General features: G+C 45.9%; 14 protein-coding genes. 3 read left to right on the top strand and 11 right to left on the bottom strand.

The features are described 5' to 3' along the window. Positions 1-273, top strand: a 273-nt coding sequence (locus D104_RS37575; RefSeq protein ID WP_084546018.1) for a hypothetical protein, incomplete at its 5' end; no start/stop codon positions are given. Positions 274-408: 135 nt separating this feature from the next. Continuing rightward, on the top strand, positions 409-1113 hold the full coding sequence (locus D104_RS29155) for a hypothetical protein (protein WP_024024184.1): 705 nt from the start codon (positions 409-411) through the stop codon (positions 1111-1113). A gap of 283 nt (positions 1114-1396) precedes the next feature. Here the strand turns inward: D104_RS29155 and D104_RS29150 are convergent, their stop codons facing one another. The 9 genes from D104_RS29150 to D104_RS29110 form a co-directional block, all read right to left on the bottom strand. Continuing rightward, entirely contained in the window at positions 1397-1864 is a 468-nt protein-coding gene (locus tag D104_RS29150; protein WP_024024183.1) for a type II toxin-antitoxin system death-on-curing family toxin, read from the bottom strand. Between the two features lie 16 nt (positions 1865-1880). Next, positions 1881-2894: a hypothetical protein gene (locus D104_RS29145; RefSeq protein ID WP_024024182.1), complete on the bottom strand. Its 1014-nt coding sequence runs from the start codon at positions 2892-2894 to the stop codon at positions 1881-1883. Positions 2895-2920: 26 nt separating this feature from the next. After that, positions 2921-5539 carry an AAA family ATPase gene (locus tag D104_RS29140; RefSeq protein ID WP_024024181.1) on the bottom strand — a complete coding sequence of 873 codons (2619 nt, stop codon included), beginning with the start codon at positions 5537-5539 and terminating at the stop codon, positions 2921-2923. 11 nt (positions 5540-5550) lie between these two features. Next, a complete protein-coding gene (locus D104_RS29135; RefSeq protein ID WP_024024180.1) occupies positions 5551-6789 on the bottom strand; it encodes a restriction endonuclease subunit S in 1239 nt (412 codons plus the stop codon). Then, complete coding sequence (locus tag D104_RS29130) at positions 6779-8416, bottom strand: HsdM family class I SAM-dependent methyltransferase (protein WP_024024179.1); 1638 nt, start codon at positions 8414-8416, stop codon at positions 6779-6781. The genes D104_RS29135 and D104_RS29130 overlap by 11 nt, the downstream gene beginning before the upstream one ends. A 33-nt stretch (positions 8417-8449) precedes the next feature. Continuing rightward, entirely contained in the window at positions 8450-11578 is a 3129-nt protein-coding gene (locus tag D104_RS29125; RefSeq protein ID WP_024024178.1) for a type I restriction endonuclease subunit R, read from the bottom strand. A gap of 19 nt (positions 11579-11597) precedes the next feature. Continuing rightward, on the bottom strand, positions 11598-11801 hold the full coding sequence (locus tag D104_RS29120; RefSeq protein WP_024024177.1) for a helix-turn-helix domain-containing protein: 204 nt from the start codon (positions 11799-11801) through the stop codon (positions 11598-11600). 272 nt (positions 11802-12073) lie between these two features. Beyond that, the gene (locus tag D104_RS29115; protein WP_031214902.1) at positions 12074-13816 is read right to left on the bottom strand and encodes a DUF927 domain-containing protein; all 1743 of its coding nucleotides are present in this window, start codon (positions 13814-13816) and stop codon (positions 12074-12076) included. Next, the gene (locus D104_RS29110; protein WP_031214901.1) at positions 13803-14045 is read right to left on the bottom strand and encodes a helix-turn-helix transcriptional regulator; all 243 of its coding nucleotides are present in this window, start codon (positions 14043-14045) and stop codon (positions 13803-13805) included. Before D104_RS29110 ends, D104_RS29115 begins: the two co-directional genes overlap by 14 nt. A gap of 539 nt (positions 14046-14584) precedes the next feature. Here D104_RS29110 and D104_RS29105 point away from each other — a divergent pair. Continuing rightward, the gene (locus D104_RS29105; protein ID WP_015068503.1) at positions 14585-14839 is read left to right on the top strand and encodes a helix-turn-helix domain-containing protein; all 255 of its coding nucleotides are present in this window, start codon (positions 14585-14587) and stop codon (positions 14837-14839) included. A 299-nt stretch (positions 14840-15138) separates the two neighbouring features. Here the strand turns inward: D104_RS29105 and D104_RS29100 are convergent, their stop codons facing one another. After that, positions 15139-16488 (bottom strand): type II toxin-antitoxin system HipA family toxin, encoded by a 1350-nt coding sequence (locus tag D104_RS29100; RefSeq protein WP_024024175.1) that lies wholly within the window; start codon positions 16486-16488, stop codon positions 15139-15141. Further along, complete coding sequence (locus D104_RS29095; RefSeq protein ID WP_024024174.1) at positions 16478-16801, bottom strand: helix-turn-helix domain-containing protein; 324 nt, start codon at positions 16799-16801, stop codon at positions 16478-16480. Before D104_RS29095 ends, D104_RS29100 begins: the two co-directional genes overlap by 11 nt. Between the last annotated feature and the right edge of the window lie 277 nt (positions 16802-17078).

The following is a 17078-nucleotide window of genomic DNA, read 5'->3' as shown; positions in this document are numbered from 1 at the left end:
CGTTTGGCTTTTGGATCGAAACGCCAAACAGGGAAATTAGCCCATTTACTGTTTGGCGTCTCGATTGAAGTCCAAAGCCGGCAGGCCTTGCCAGTACTGGTTCAAAGCAAGGTTTGGCACTTTTTGTACTCTAAACCAACCTCGAATCCAAAGTACAAACCGTTTGTTTTTTCTAACCCAGAATGCAAACGATCGTTTGGCGTCTCGATTTTTTTGCATGGGCTAAATGCCGTCAAACAGCGCTGTATTGGACTGTGTATATCAAACAGTTAGCCGCGCACAGGTCATCATAAAAAACCGATTTGACTGGTTAGTTTGATGGCCATTTCTTTCATCTAATTCACCACCGCGTCTGCACCCGACCACTGAAAATAGACGGCATGAAAAACCAATAAGGTGATAAGTGACGTGTTATGGGCAAGTGGTAACGATTGGGATAGAGAATGGATACAGCAGGTGGTCGCTTTACTGGTTGGGCATGGCGCGTTTACCCTCTACCCAGCATTAAGCCAGTGCGATAATGCCGCCGAACGTTTAACCCGCTGGCTGACCTATCAGTTACCGCGCGTTAAACAAGCGCACCCAGGCTGCCCGATTCACCAATGGCTGAGCAGCATTGGCGCACAAGAGATCGTAGAAAAATGGCAAAGCCCCGAGCAATGGCCAAACCTGTATTGGTTGCCTTTACCTGAGATTGATGGCAACACGCAAGGCGGACTAGTTTTGTTAGCAGCGCATTTGTTGCCGGCACATTTATTACCGACAGATAGGAATGGCACGAGTCAAACCAACACATTGCTCGCAAACACGCGCGCCAACGCCTGTATCTTTTGGTGCATTACGCCTTTATCTAAAACAGGAAAGCGCGCTACCTTGCACCCCAAACAGCAAAACCGCGCCTTTTGCCTGCCCAGTTCGCCGGAGCAAGTGGGCAAATCATGCACGGGGTTATTACTGAAAGGTTTGAAAAAAGAGTGCCAAAAACGAAACGGCAACGTGATCACCCACCAGATCAATCTAGCGCTGCTGCACCACCTTTGTGGGCCGGAGAATGATGTGTGGATTACGAACAAATGCTTTGGTAACGAGAAGGAAACTCAACAACAAGGCTAAATAGCTTGATATTTGTTTTGAAGAAAATCACAATTTCACTCAAGCTATTTAAAGCTGGTTGAGCCTTTACCTAGTGTTTTGGCTCGTGGCTGCGCCTCAGTCGCCGTTAAGACTGGGGCTTATCTCTTAAAAACTACCCGAAATCACAAGCCCCAGAAACGAGTAACCCCTCGCGGGGCGCTGATCTAACGGGTAGCGGGAGGGGTGTTGTTGATGCGATTTTAATATTAACAATGCTAAATGGCCATATACTCGTACCATCTCGTGATGATCCACGAAATGGTTAGTAATCTTTAGCTGCTTCGATCGCTTCAAATATAGCCAATTTAACGGACTCTGGATAATCGTCGTCATAAAGTATTGAGCTGATGATCTGACGTAAGAGATCCTTGTCAATCACGTTATCTGCAACCCAAACGACGATGTTTTCCATTTCTTTGGCAAAGCGTTTTACCACATAGTCAAAACCGTTTAATTCAAGGAAATAAGCGCCTAACACCAACGATGATCGTTTGTTACCATCATTAAAAGCATGGTTTTTATTAATGGAGAATACCAAGTGAGTCAGCTTGTCCTCTATTTCTGGATAATACCAGTCATTTTGTATGTGCTCTAAGGGGCTGGCTAACTGACCAACGTCCTTGGTGCCTGCTAGCCCGCCAGAATGCTCTATAATCCAATCGTGAACGCTAATCGCATGCGTCACATCGAAATAGAAGAACCGTAAGCCTGTGTCTGTAGAATCGCTCATAGCCACATTCCTTTGCTTATCGATCTTTCAAGCGTTTGAGTACAGCCAATGTTTCTGGATCACTCAATTGCTCTTCCAAAGAACGGCTCTTCTCACCCAAGAAGCGATCAAAATCAGCTTCGGGTACCGATTGAATATAAGCTTCCAGCTTTTCATGCAAGGCATCACGGAAGCACAAATCGCGACTGGCCATTTTAGTTCTGGCATCCAAAATCAGTGGTTTAAACAGAGGATGGCTTTCGAAACTCGCAAACAGGCTCTCCGCCTCTTTCTGCGAAAGTTTGCGGCCTAATTTATTGCTAGCTTGCTCTAGTTCATGAGCAATACCTGATTCGTAACTAGCAATCAGATTAAGTACTTCTGAATATAGGGTCTCACGGATATTGGTTTTCGTTGCTAGGTTTAAAACCTTTTTATATTCAGTCGCGTTTTCATGAAAAATGCTTTGATATATGAGGTTTGTAAAGCGTGCATAAGTCCATTTATTGACCTCTACATACTTATCCAATGCATCGGTGAACTGGCGGCGGTAGTTTTCTTCTTGCAGAGCAGAGACAAGGTAATTTTCATCACGCTGATTAATAAACTTGGTATGACCACCAGCGCGCTCAGCCATTACATCCAAGACAATATCCAGCAGGCGCGAGCGTAGTAGGCGAGCTGGTTCACTTTCAGTTAGGAGCATGCCGATATTAAGAACTGCACGAAAACTGAACACACCCAACACACTCGTTTTGGTACCGTAATTGATTACGGTACCATCGAGTGACTCTTTGAATTCTTTAAGCTTTTTCCCTCGAAGCAAGGTGTAACCATTAACTTTCAACTCGTCAGCATGGCTAACAAGGTACTTCTCAATGGTACTCTCGCTTACCTCATACAAGGCAACTACCTGCGCTTTGGTAAATACTGTCTCACCTTCAAAGATCACACCGCCCAAGCCCAAGTGCTGCTCGGCTTGTTGCAGGGCGTAGCGGTTGTTAAGGATATTTTGGCGGTCATGTGATGATGCGGTTAGGTCTTTAGCCATCTTACAACTATTCCTATTCTAAAATGCTATTGCAGCGCCACATCGATTTGTTCAAGTGACATAATAATTAATTCAACCGTTTGGCGGTCAAACTCGCCACGATCATTCTCTTCATGTGTTCCTTTGTTTAAATATCGCCATTCTCGAGAGTCACCACTACGATTTAAAAGCTGGTCAATTGGATCATAAACACAGGCTTTATTTGGGTCGGAAAAGTTAGCTTTGGCAATCTTGCTGCGCAATTGCTCGGCTAAACCCCTTAACTCAATTGGCGAAGATGCCGAACGAAATTTCAAACTTAAGTGTCCGTCACCGAATTTACTCACATATCTCCAAACTTTTCCTTTTGTAAGTGCCTCCAATCCTTGTCGTGACTTTGCCAAAGCATCCCTTACTTCGTTTCTATTCATGTGATTACGCGCGGCCAAAATATAATTCCTCGGAGCACAATTGAAATCAACACGGACATGCTGCTCACCTAACCGAGGTAGGAAGCTTAGGAGCCTTGCGTTACGGGTCTCCTCAGCAGGCAGCAAATTCTGTATATCCTTGAAGAATTCCTCTCCATGGCAAGTCAAAATTATCTGTTTTTTGGAGAAATATTCGTCTTCAAAGAGTGTTCGTCTAATAGACTCGCGGTGGTCGTCGTCAATCGCATTAACTGGGTCATCAAAGATTAAAACTGGAGCTTGCTCTTTCAAATTCTTCGCAAGCAATATGGCTAGGCCCAGACAACGAACGTGCCCTTCACTTAGGATATGCAACGCATCAAATAACGGTTCAGGATTATTCTGAAAGGCTATTCGCATTCGTTGGTTTGGTGCTAAAGGCAGTTTCACGCCTGCCAATAATTCAGCTCGAGCATCATTTCGATTGAACGCGTTATACAATTCAACGACCAATTCGCCTAGGTCAGCCACTAAATGTGCAGGCAACCTGTTACTGTAGTCTGTTAGCTTTTTAACAAATATTGCGTATGCAGCGACTATTTCTTGATTCCGTGCAATGACAGGCTTTTCAGCTTCGACGTTGGCTATGAGTTGAGCATTTTCATTTTGAAAATTATCAATCAGTCTCTGAGCGTTAGCTTGATTACCCAAGGCTGTTTGCTTCTGAGTTGCCAATACTGTTATTTGTTGTGCGATATCGCGAAGGAGCTTTAGCTCGGCCTGTTGATTTTCCCTATTTCGAATGACTTCTTCCGCTTGCTTATCATTTTTCTCAAGTTGCTGGATTTGACTGATTAAGTGCTGCCATCCCGTAAAAGTATCTGGCAACGGACCGAATAGTGAATCCCACCACTGTAACCCAGGCTGTATGTTCCCAAGTTCAAAAGGTTTTAATGGGTTATTCTGCGAGAAGAATCGCAAACAGGTGTTCAGCGATTGCCCAACCTTGAATATTGCCTGCAATGCTTTTTGTTCAAGTTGAACTATTTTTTGCTGAAGTTCACCTAACTGCTGCAATTTGGTTAATTCTTGCCCTGCATTCATGTACGGATTTACCTGAACGTGTTGCAACGGCGTCTTGCATGCCGGACACGCACCGGGGCTGCTTTGTTGCACCTTCGCCACAGCTTCATAAAGCTGCTTAAATGACACTTGTTGGCTCGCGCCTGCTAGTTGCTGTTGGCTTTGCCTTAATTCAGTGATTAACGTTGTAGCTTCACCACCCAGCGCCTCAAACGTCGCAACACTGAGATTACTTTTAGGCGGAGGTGGCTGCTGTAACTCAGTCTCCAACTGTGCAATGCGCCCAGCAGCTTGACCATTGCCGTTCAGTTCTACGATCAATTGTTCAAAGCTAATACCAGGTCTATAGCTGTTGGTTAGCGCCGACTCTTCCGTTGCTATTCTTTGTAGTTCGGTGACGTTTGCTTGTATCTGCTGATGCGCCCCTTGCAAACTTTGCTGCTTTTGAGCTAGACGCAATGCAAGGTTGCCTTGCAAATCGATGTATTGAGTACCAATTTCTGACGTGAAATTACGGACAAATTCGGTAAATGCTTCTAGACCAAATAGTGTTGCGATTAGCTCGGTTTGCTTCGCTGGTGCTTGTGCAGCAATCCGGGAAAAGCTATCAATACGGTTCTTTTCAACAAAACAAAAACGAAAGGCTGACTCATTCGGAACGATAGCAATATCGTTTCCTCGCTCATCACACGCCACTAATGAAGGGGCTACCAACTGATTTACAAATGCATTTCTCAGATATTCGTTTTGATCACGAAATCGTTTACTGTCTGCTTCGGCAACATTACCTAATAGCGTGAATTCCAGGGCTTCACAAAAACTTGATTTCCCCGTTCCATTTGGACCATAAATCAATACCAATCGGCTATTAAGATCAAATACTTCCTGCCGCGCAAACCCTCTAAATGGCCCTACAGCCAAAGATTTTAACCGCGATATTGGCACTTCCTGTGTTACTTCTTGCTCTACGAGTGGAGGAATGCTGGTTGCCGTGCTGCCCCAATAGGTTTGGCACAGCTCAACCACCTTTCTAATACGTTGCCCCTGGTGAGTAGTTAAAGGTAATAACTCATCAAAATGGGCTGAAACTATATTGGCTAACTTTCGCACAGAGTCCGTTGTATTTTGACCGTGTAGTGTTTGCATAAAGCGTTGATATTCAGCCCTAATCATAATAATTCCTTTTATTCCACAGTCACTTGGCCATTCATTAGCATGGGGAGAAGCCAGTCGCGGAGAGCTATTAGCTCTCTATTTTCGAGGCTTCGCTCAAATATCATTTTGTTGTAATTCGTAACGATCTCATCATACTTTTTGAGCAAATCCGAAGTTGGATAAGCAAGTGTCAGCGAATGCAAATCGTTTTTTGTGATAGAGCCAAAGGTTGTACCTTCGGAGTTTCGACGGTCAAAAATCTGTTTGAAATACTTCATCACATAAAACAGAAAACCGTCAGAGCCAGTTTTGCTATTTAATGCTGCTAAACCTCGACCAATACAGCAGTCGGTATTAGCAATATTCATATCACCTACTGGTGCACGAACGCTTAATAATATGTCGCCTTTCTTTGCCATGCGGCTAGGCGCTGTCGTGTACTGGCGTGTGGTAGGAAACAACCAACCAAAGTCTGTAGAACCTTGATAAAAAATGGTTCCAACGCCTTCATCATTATACGAACTCCCCTCTGGGGATTGACCCATAGTGATGTTCGCTATTTCAGATAGCGTTTTGTCGCTCCACCCCTCCGGTATTTCTCGCTTAAGAGTTGGGTTAAAGACCATTTTTCCACCGGAGGTTTTGTAGGGTTTGCCTTGGCCTTGTGGTGAGTCGTCAGGGAAGTCGAACTGTACAAACCAATAGTCGTACAGGGTTTTGGCCATGGCTTCCAGCTCGGCATTGATGCGGTTATTGAGTTCGATTTTTTTGTCAATCTCGCTTAATAGCTTCGCGACTTTTTTCTGCTCCTCGATAGGAGGTATGCGTATTGGAAAGCTTGGAAGCTCGTTCAACGCGATACGATCTACAGTGGCGCCAGTTATAGTATTTGCTTTGATCGTTTGTTGGAAAGCAGGTGATAGATATGCGTAAAGTACGTATTCCGGCGTAACTTTTTCTCTATTGAGCCGAAGTAAGCCCATCCGTCTTCCTAAACAGGCTCTGATGCCAGAAGGCATAAGGGCTGCCTCACCAAGACGAGTTTCATAAGAAAAAAGAAGATCACCTTCTTTAGGAGTGACTCTTTTTGTCCACTTTTTAAAATCAGCTTCGCTTAAGAACGCCGATTTGTTTAAGTCTAACCGGCCTTTCTCTAAGCTCGATATGCTTAGAAAGTATGGCCCTTTTTCCAACTTCTTTGGAGTAGCATGCGGTCCATCATAAACATCGGCGATACCGCCAATCGTTGTAATATAGTTAGGCTTCATACTTCAACCCTGCCAACTGTTTTTTGATCTCCGTTTCCAGTTCACGAGATTGACTAAATAGGCTATCCAAATTGTTGGTAAAGCCCTGCATTTTCTCGGCAAACTGTTCTGGGGTGATATCGACATATTCGATTTTGACATCAAAGTATTGACCTGCACTTAATGAGTAATTTTTGGCCTCTATGTCGTCATAACTCACCGCAACGGAAAAGTCTTCTACCGCTTCTTTGGCGTTAAACACATCAATAATTTGCTGTTCTTCATCGGCGGTTAATACGGTTTTTTGGTTTTTGCCGTCTTTGACTTTTTCACCCAAGTTTGAGGCATCTACCAGTACCACATCGCCATCGTTGCTGGCGTCGATAAACAGAATGGATACGTTAGTGCCTGTGGTAGCGAAGATATTGGATGGCATGGAGACGACACCCGCCAGCATTTTGTTTTTTACCAAATGCTCACGGATTTTTTTGTCGATACCCGATTGTGCGGTGATAAAACCCGTAGGCACCACGACTGCTGCTTTGCCGTTTGGTTTGAGTGAGGCAATGATGTGCTGTAAAAACAGCGAATAAATCGCCATTTTGTCTTTTGCTTTCGCCGGTGCTTTAGGAATACCGGCAAAGAAGCGTTCTTTGTTCTCTTTGCTGTCTAGCTCATCTCTAAAGTCGCTAAAATCCAGCTTAAACGGTGGGTTAGAGACGATATAATCGAAGCGCTTTAACTCTTTGCCATCCTTATGATAAGGATGAAGCACGGTATTACCTTGGATCACATTCGGGATTGAGTGCACCAAGTTGTTTAAGATCAGGTTTAAACGCAGTAAGTTGGATGATTTTTGTGAAATATCCTGGGTGTAAATACTACAGCGGTTTTCACCAATGGCGTGCGCCACGTTCATAAGCAACGTACCCGAACCCGCCGATGGGTCGTAACAACTCACATTGCGTACTGTGCCGCGCTGATCTTGTGGCACTAAAATTTCCGCCATAATGCGTGCTACCGCATGAGGGGTAAAATACTCGGCGTATTTGCCGCCGGAATTGCTGTTGTAGTCTTTGATCAGGTATTCAAAGATGGTGGCGTAGAAGTCGAATTTTTGCGTGAAGATACGCTCAAAGCTGAACTCAACCAGTTTATTGATAATGGCGCGGCAGAAGGCATCGCGTTTTGAATCGTCGGCAATGTATTGGCTGATGCGGTCAAACAGCACCACTTTTGCGCCGCCATCGGTTTTTACCGCGAATACATCGTTATTGCTGATGGCAATGTCGATTAGGGTATCGTCAAACAGTTTGGCAAAGTCCGGCGCGTTTTGTTGGCTAAACAGGTAGCTGATAAAGTGCTGCGGTTTTAGCCGCGCGGTGTCGCCGCCCATTTGCAGTTGCAGCATGTCGAGATCGTCTTCACTCATGGCTACCAGCGCTTCTTCCCACTTATCGGCTTTGGCGATGGTGTCGTCGAGTTTTTTCGCTTCAAAGGCGAATTTGTCGTTTAAAAACTTGTACAAAAAGGTTTGGGTAATGATTTTAAATTCGTTACCGTCGTTACCTAACCCATAGTTAGCACAGATGCTTTTTAAGCTATCAATCAGGGTTTTGGTTTTTTGCTGAAATTCTAATTCAACCATTTGGTGTTTACTTCCTAATCAGTTTTGCCCGCATTACCACGCTTGGCTGCCGGTATTAAATTCTTTTAAATATTCTGCGACGACAAGGTGGTTAATGTATCGCGAGGCGTCGGCGTTGAGTTTGATTTGCTGTTCTTTCATAAAGCGCGCTATGACCAGCGGCATCATTTGCCGTTCGAAGTAGCTTTCGTTGTCGAGCACTTGGCTGTTGTTGAGCACTTGCTCGTCGGCGTCTTGTTTTACGCCTGCTAATGCCTCGAAAATTTTACGCTCTGACTCGCTAATATCGCTTTGGCTTTGCTGGCGCTCTTGTAAGCGCTTATGAATACGGGTGTACTTGGCATCGCCTAAGTACTTTTGCCGCAGTTGGTTGTTTTGGCGGTTCAGCTCTTTGACGCGGTCGTGAATTTTATTCAGCGCGTCGATGTTGGCAACCATTTCATCTTGAGTTACTTCGCTTAAGTTTTTCTTCTTAAACAGACGCTCTAGCTCTTCTTTTAAGCTGATGAACTGTGGGTCTTGCTGGTCAAAGTTGCTGGCCAGTGCTTCGCGGGTTTGGCGCAGGGTGTTTTTCAGTTTGTCAGCCAATACCAGCTCTTCTTCGCCGATTTTTACAAACTTGAAAATCACGTCTTCTAAGGCGCGGTTGAGCAAGTTAGTGGTGTCTTCACCGCTTTCTAAGTCGTTTTTAAGATTGAGTAAGTCCAAGTGATTACTGGTTTCACGATACAGCACATTGAGCTTGGCAAAATCCAGTTCATCGAGAAAATCATACTCGCCTTGCAAACGGATCAAGTTATACAAGCTGCGAGCATCGGCTAAGGCTTTTTTGAGCGCCAGTACGGTGTCGCGGTCTTGAATTTGGCTGATTTGATTACAGAACTCTTCCATGTTGTCGGTATCAAAACGGAACAGCACGTCTTTAATGTGTTCGATTTCTTGCTTGATTTCTTCCTGAGATTTAAACAGGTGTGAGTAGTGTTCCATCTCATCGCCTAATTCTGACTGTAATTCGTCGAAATAGGCTTTATTGGTGGCATCGAACTCTTTACGAATGTCGGCAAAATCCACCACATAGCCGTAGCGGAAATCTTTGTAAGTACGGTTCACTCGCGTGAGCGCTTGCAGCAAGTTGTGCTTGCGGATCACCCGACCAAGGTAAAGCTTTTTCAGGCGCTTGGCGTCAAAACCGGTGAGTAGCATGTTGTACACAAACAAAAAGTCGATTTTGCCTGCTTTGAAGTCTTCTACCCAGTTTTTGCGTTCTTCTTTGGTGCCGATGTCGTGCAGGATTAGGGCGGCGTTTTTTACCTTTTGTGCTTGTTTAACCGACTCGGCATAACTGGTTGGCGCAGGCTCAGCGACTTCGAGTAGCTGGCTATTTGAATTGGGTGTTTGCGGCAGTATAGGCGTTTCAGCATAAACGCCATTAAAAATGTCAAACATCTGCTTGGCTTGATCTGAGCTGTCGCAAATGACCATGCCACCAATGGTTGTATCGTTTAATGCGCCACGGCTTTTTTCAAAGTCGTTTACGATGTAAGTCAGCATGGGCTCAACAAAGCTTGGGTGGGCGTAAATCAGCTTGCGATCCACATCGCCCATTTTCACTTCGGCTTCTTCGAGGGCTTTTTGCAGTTCAATTTTGTATTGTGTGCTGATCTCCTCACGAATGAGCCGCAAGGTGTAGCCGTCGGCAATGGACGCGTTGTAGTAGTACTTGTGAATGTAATCACCAAACAAGGCGCGTGAGTTGTAGTCATCCCCCAATAGCGGCGTACCGGTTAAGCCTATTTTTATGGCGTTGCTGTCTGACTGACTCAAGTTGGCCAAAAAACTGCCCTTGGGATTATAGCTGCGGTGTACTTCGTCTAAAAAGTACACGCGTTGTATCGTGACGTTGTAGTCTTTGGTGCTGACTACATCTGGGTCGTCTTGAAATTTTTGAATGTTTACCACGGTAATTTCTGGCTTGCCAGAATGGTTATGGATCACCTGCGTGGCTTTAATGTCACGGGTAAAGGCATCCCGTGAGTTGATGGTGTGCACGGTTAAACCACGGGCGGTAAATTCGCGTTGCGCTTGTTGCAGTAGGTCTAGGCGGTCAACGATAAAGTAAAACTTAGGGATGACCTGCTGCTGTTGAAAGTAGTCGGTTAAAAAGCGCACGTTATAAAACGTTAGGGCAGTTTTACCACTGCCCTGTGTGTGCCAAATAATGCCTTTTTTCACGCCTTCGCTGAGCTTGCGTTCAATGGCTTTGGTGGCAAACAACTGCGGGTAACGCATGATGTGTTTTTGTAGTCCGTCTGACTCGGATACATACGCCAAGGCGTAACGCAAAATAAAGGCTAAGCGCTCACGACTGAGTAAAGAGGTACAAATACGGTTGGTTGGGCGCTCGGGCTGCTTGTTGGTCTGGAACTCTGGGTTACTGCGGATTACCTCAAGGTTATTGTCTTTTAAGACTTTTAGCTCGTCATCATCCAATACCGGCTTCAACAAGGCGGTTAAGTTTAAGATTTCTTCTTCGCGGAAATAGTTAAATACCGGCTTATGGTAAGAACTGCTGGCATAAAAAGCGCCTTGCACGGGTTCAGGATCGCCGTCGTCGTACTCCATGTTATTGGAGAAAATCATAAACTGGGTGATGTTGGCAAAACGCTTGAACTTAGGGTTTTGAAAGCGTTTGTTAATGCGGTCACGCTCGGCCAGAATGCCTTCGCGGTTATTGGGCTTTTTCACCTCGATAAACACTAACGGCATACCATTGATAAGCAAAGTGATATCTGGGCGGAATTCTTCATCGCCGTTTTGACACGTTAGCTCGGTAACAACATGGAAGGTATTGTTATTGAAATTCTCAAAGTCGATCAGCTTGGTGTTTGAACGCTCTGACAGGCGCTCAAAGAAGGCTTTGCCTAAGTCTTCGTTATCGAGCAGTAGTTTAACATCTTCTAGCAAACGACCGGCTTCAGCAACTTCAATACCAGGGTTAATTTTGCTGATAGCGGTTTTGAATACGTCAGGGAAGATATTGGTGTCGAGATCCCAGCTTTGCCCTTTAAGTGATAGGTACTTATAACCTAGACGCATTAAATGAAGAATTGCAGGGATTTTTACTCGGCTATCCTCATTAAATTTTTTGGTATTGAAGGCCATAACATTCCTTGTAATCGTTTTAATTAGAAACCTGCTCAAGCAAATCGCTCAGAGGGCAGTTAAATAACTCGCACAGCTTATCGAGCGCCTCTAAGTCCACCTTGAGCGCGGTTTCTTTGTACAGTAGCGTGACGGTGGTACGGCTTAGGCCGGTTTCTCGCATCACGTCGCTAATGCGCATTTTTCTCTCACCCATTAATCGGGCTAGGTGGCAGCGGATCATGCTCTCTCCACAGTGTTTTCTTAACCATAAACTTGGGGCTTTATCACTGTTGCTTACCCTACCACGATTATGGTTATTCTCAACTTATTTGAGTTAAAACCAAATAATTGAGCGTATTTGTTATTCGTTCCGTTCTGGTTGTTGGTGCACTGGCGGTTCACGGGAATGCCTCTAACAGTATTGTCTGCATTGGACTTTATACCTCGCCCAGCCCTTAGGTTGACTGGCGGTGCACTGCAAGGCGACAAGCCTACACAGGATTAATCGCCTTTTTAGTCATCCAAGATGCTGCCTTTCACGCAGTACATACGTGGGCGGGTGTTGTCGGGCAGGCTGACTTTGCGCTGCGGCCGGTTGCCATCGGGGATTAGGTAGCCTGCGGCCATTAGTGCTTTGGCGGCACGATCTGGGCTGAGGCCTTCGGTGGCTTCACGCCAGCCGGTTGGGTAAAACAGGTAGAGGGTTTGTGGGCCAGAAGTATCAAGCCAACCCGCGCGTTGGCGTACTTGACTGCTGTAACCGGTTTGTTTAAGCGTAAAGCGGCTTTCGCCATGTTGCTCAATAAAGCTGCGTACTTGGCGGATGGCTTGTTGGTCTTCATTGGCGGCCACACCACCGCGGGCAAGTATCCATTGGTTTAGCTGGCTTAAACAGGCAGCTTCGACACTTTGAGTTGGCCAATCAAGTACTTTGGCTTGAATGGCTAACAGGCCCGCGCTGGCCAGTAAGGCAAATTTTTCGGCTACCCGGCGCACTTGGCCGTCAGCCTCAGTGGGTAAGCTGGCTAAAAAATGTTGGCGTACGTTTTGGAAAACGGGTCGTACCTGTAAGCTGTTCTGCGTTAAATACCGTAGCCACTCCAAGGCCAAGCTGCCGTAATGTTGGCGACTTTGTTGTTTTAGGTGATCGGCTAAATCGGCGGCGTTCATACCATGGCTATGGTTAAACACGCCCATTTGCGCTCCGGCATCGGCACTGAGATCAATCACGCGCACTTGCTGCCCCGCTTTCACGCGCTTGCCGATACTGGCAAGGTGGCTTTCGAGCGTCACTTCGCCAGTGGATAAAAACACCAAACGCCAACACGCGGGTAAACGCATTTCACCGTATTTGCCTGCACGGGTTTTACCTTGGCCATTGGCAAGCATGTAAGCGACATCACCTGCCTCTTTTGGGTCAACTTCGCCCATTTCATCGAGCGCCAGCAAGGCATCGTTATGCGCTAATGCTGTGCCTTCTAAACCGTTGGCCGTGGCACGCCAACTGTGGCGCAGCTGATTAGGTTCGCCCCACACCGATAATGCCGGATACAGCGCCGCGGTTTTACCTGTACTGCTGGCACCGTAGAGGTGTAAACCAAAACCATCCACCCCACACAAGTGCAACAAAGGCGCAGCCAGTGCAGCGCAGACACCAACGATTAATAGCGGGTTATCCAGACAATAACGGCCAACGTGCTGCCGCCAAGTGTCGCTACTACCTTGTTGAATAAAGCCTTCTATCGGGTGCATGGTTTGCAGCACCATGCGCGGGTTGTTGCTGTGTTCGCTTGGGTAAAAGGTGAGGCGCGGATGCACATAAGCGTGGTGATGCCAGCCAATACAGTTCACGCTAATGGCCTTTTGCGTGGCCAGCTCGCCCATTTGTTGAATAAACAGCGAGAGCAACTGCCGCGCTTTGACACTGTTGCTTAGGCGCATGCCTCGGCTGAGTAGGATTCGGCGGTACTCGCTGCCGTCTCCGGCCAATAGTTCTGCGGGCATAGCCCAGTAGCGATGGCGATTGTCATCGTCTAACCAGTGCAATAAATAGCCGTAGTTGTCCCCTTGCGGATCGCGAGTACGAGCAGCTACTTGCAGCCAAGAACAAATTTTGACTGGGCTATCTTGCCCAGCCGGTTGCATCACCAGCCAGTTTTGCGCGTTATAGGCAAAACCAGCCGGTAATGTTGGTGCGTTGCTAGGCATATCACTGGCAGATAATTGGTTTGATGCTGATGGTTTATCCGCGGCCATAAGCAGCACCGATACGGCGAGTTTCAATCCACTGGTCGATATCGCTTTCTAACCAGCCCACGGCACGCGCACCAATACGAATGGAACGTGGAAATTCACCGCTGGCCATCAGGGCATAAATGGTACTGCGGCCAAAGCCTGTTTTGGCCTTTACCTCGGGCAAGCGCAAAATCCGCTGCTGACGCGCTGGGTGTACTGAGTTTGTGGGTGACTGTGTGGTTGGGTTCATCGTTTGCTTCCTCACTGATCTGTTAAGTTCAGTTAGGAGTTTGCCAGTACTAAACGGACGCAGTAGGCAGATAAATGCCCAGATCGTGCAGCTTTCTGAGGGTGCAGGTAGCGAGCTGCCCCAGTTTGTAGATAGTGCCCAAAACAATAAATGCTCTGTGGGCAGGGTTAGTGTGTGCCTAAGTGGCGTGAACTAAGGCTTTGCCCAAACTGCCCCAAAAGCCCAAGGGATGGCGTACTGCTTTGAAGTTTCCTACTCAAAACTCGGTTTTGGTGAGTCGTATGGATGGAGTGTTTATATGTCGAGTGTATCGACACACAAGAAAGACATGTCGAAAAAACAGTAAAAAATCGACATGACCAGCTCAGATCTTGGCTCACTTTACTTCGAGAGATTGGCAATTTATTTCTTTACAACTTGAAGATAAAAGTGAAACTATAATTTCACTAAATTAATATTTAAGAAAATATAGTTTCACTATGGATACTGTCGAGCCAAAATCAAAACGCACTGCGGTCATATTCCCTAGACAAAGGAAGATGTTAAACATCTTGGGAGAAAACTTAACATTGGCGATGAAGAGACGCGGCATTACTCAAGAAATGATGCATAGTAGGACAGGGATTTCTAAGCCAACACTACGTAAAATATCAAAAGGTGATCCTTCCGTTTCACTTGGTCACTACGTTAAGGTTTTGGCAGTCCTAGGCTTGTTAGACGACCTAACCAAGGTTGCCCGTGATGACGAGCTGGGAAGAAAGCTGCAAGACATCCAATTGCTGAATAAAAAATAAGTGCAGCAGTAGCCCATATCCACATGACTAAAACTTGGCCAGCAAGGTCAGCTTCAGAGAAGAAAGATAGCTATTAAGGGGCTGATTTATACTCAATCAGAACCCGTTTACACTTTTATGCGCATAAAAATGTAAAATTCCGCACTTTTCTGCGCGTAAAAGTGTGCAATGCAAGTTGAGTCCTCTATGCGTTTTACCGAACGGGGGAATGCAGAGGTTGGAGGTCTACACAAAGTGACTTTATGGGTAACAATCTGTAGACCTTGTATTTATTGTGAATTGAAAAGTTTGTTTTACTTTCATTGAAAAAGCGCGGCATTTTCCTGTTTGCGCTGATCCAATGTCTTAGCAATCGCAGACACTGTTGTTTTACTGATCCCTTGTTGCTTGGCAAGATACGTAAATTGGCTGATGGCTTCTGCGACTTCTTCAATAACTTGCTTTGCATCATTCCAATTCGCAAAGCCAGCACTAGTAGCAAGTTTTTGCATCACCTTAAGCGATGGCGCTTTGCCATAACCGCCGAAAGCAGTGGCGTGTTCGTTGAATGGATGCGGGCTGTAGGTAACATCGTAAAAAGGGGCAGGATCCCATTGACCGTCATCCGCTTGCAAAAACGCCCAGTTTTTACTGTGGTCGTCTTGATTAGACGACAGCAGATTAAAAATGGCGCGGCGAAATTGCAGCTGTCCAGCCGCTGGCGATTTACACAACTGACGGCTGGCTTTAATTAAATCAATGTAATCTAAACTTGGCGTTCGAAAGTCTGCATCCAGCAGCCCGCAAGCGCTGTGCATATGCAATCGACCTGCACTGCGCTTTCTGCCTAAGTCGGCCTGTTCAGTGACATAATCAAAACGCTTAAGCGCCAACCAAGCAGACGCACCGCTTGTAGGTGGTGCTTCAATGAGTTGCCATTGCGGCGGTTGACACTTAGCAAGTTCTGCCATTTGTAAATAAACTGCCTCGCACAAACCTTCTTCATGCCCGAGCGCGAGATTTTTAGAAGTAAATTTAATCAGCCAAGCCTCATCTCCAAGCTGAGCGAAGGTTCGACAATACTGAGTTTCCCCAGCAGGCATATAAATTTGTGCCTTAGGCCTTGCCCCACCCGAACTACCTCCGGCGACTAATGCGGCCAACACCTGTTGAGTATGCCCATCTAACTCATCGTGATTATCATCCATATAATCTGACATTGAAGCATCGAACAGCGTTTGTGCTTCTAAGCCTAACGTCGCTAAATCAATATCCGCGTGCGTGGTGGCTGAAAACTCAGACACCGGAGAAAAAGACAATGCTCCCATGCCTTTATCACCGACAAAGGCCAGTCTATCCATCGCCGTTAATTGATTAGGTAGGATGCCCTTTTGCCGGAAAATACGATCTTGTAACAGCATGCCCCAGCCATCGGGTAAACAATCTCCAAATACGCCATGTACACCTTGGTGCGGCGCTTTAGGAGCGACTTGAACTTGCGCGTTCGCATGCAAGGTAAAAGGTGATAAGTTGCCAAACTGCTGCAAATAGCTGTCTGCATACTGGAAAAAAACGCCTTGCCGATTCTGCGCCAAGACCCCTACTGCAACCTGCTCACCTGAACTTAAGGTGCGAGTCACGGCGAGTTTTTGAATGGGTTTAAAACTCATCTTTTAGCACCTCATCAATACTAGAGGGCATAGTGACCCGTTCTTTGCTAGGTTGTGTGAGTTGATAGAGCCTCTCTAGCGAATCAAGGGTCTGCCATAGCAACAGCAATTGGCGAAATGAAATTTGCCCGGTCAGCTCAAATTTCTTAATGGTGGCCGCAGGTACGCAGCTTCGCTCAGCAAGCGCCGCTCGTGACAGCTTTGCCTGCTTTCGTAACTCACGTAAATAAGCCGCATAGGCTTGGCTTACATCGGTATCATCAAGTAAGGTAAAATTCATCCGCAAAGACCAAATAGATACAGTTATATCCATAATAGCAAAATAAAACAGAAAGTGGATATCATTGTATCCGTTATAAAGTGAAGTGTTGAAAAAATTACTCGATAAAGCCCTTCAAAACTGCTATGTTTTAGCTCTAACAGCAGCAAAAAAACGGCACTGTTTTTCCATTGCTAACCACTAAGATTTAGTAAAAGCCACAGGCAAGTGGTGGGCAGTTTGGTGGGCAAACAGGCATTTTTGAACGGTTTCTTTTCGGTAACTTATTGATTTTTTGATGGTCTAGACCGCTACTCAATGAGCAAATTCA

Origin of the sequence: Marinomonas profundimaris (assembly GCF_000508165.1) — a bacterium.
GTDB lineage: Bacteria > Pseudomonadota > Gammaproteobacteria > Pseudomonadales > Marinomonadaceae > Marinomonas > Marinomonas profundimaris.
This window is presented reverse-complemented; position numbering and strand designations above follow the sequence as displayed.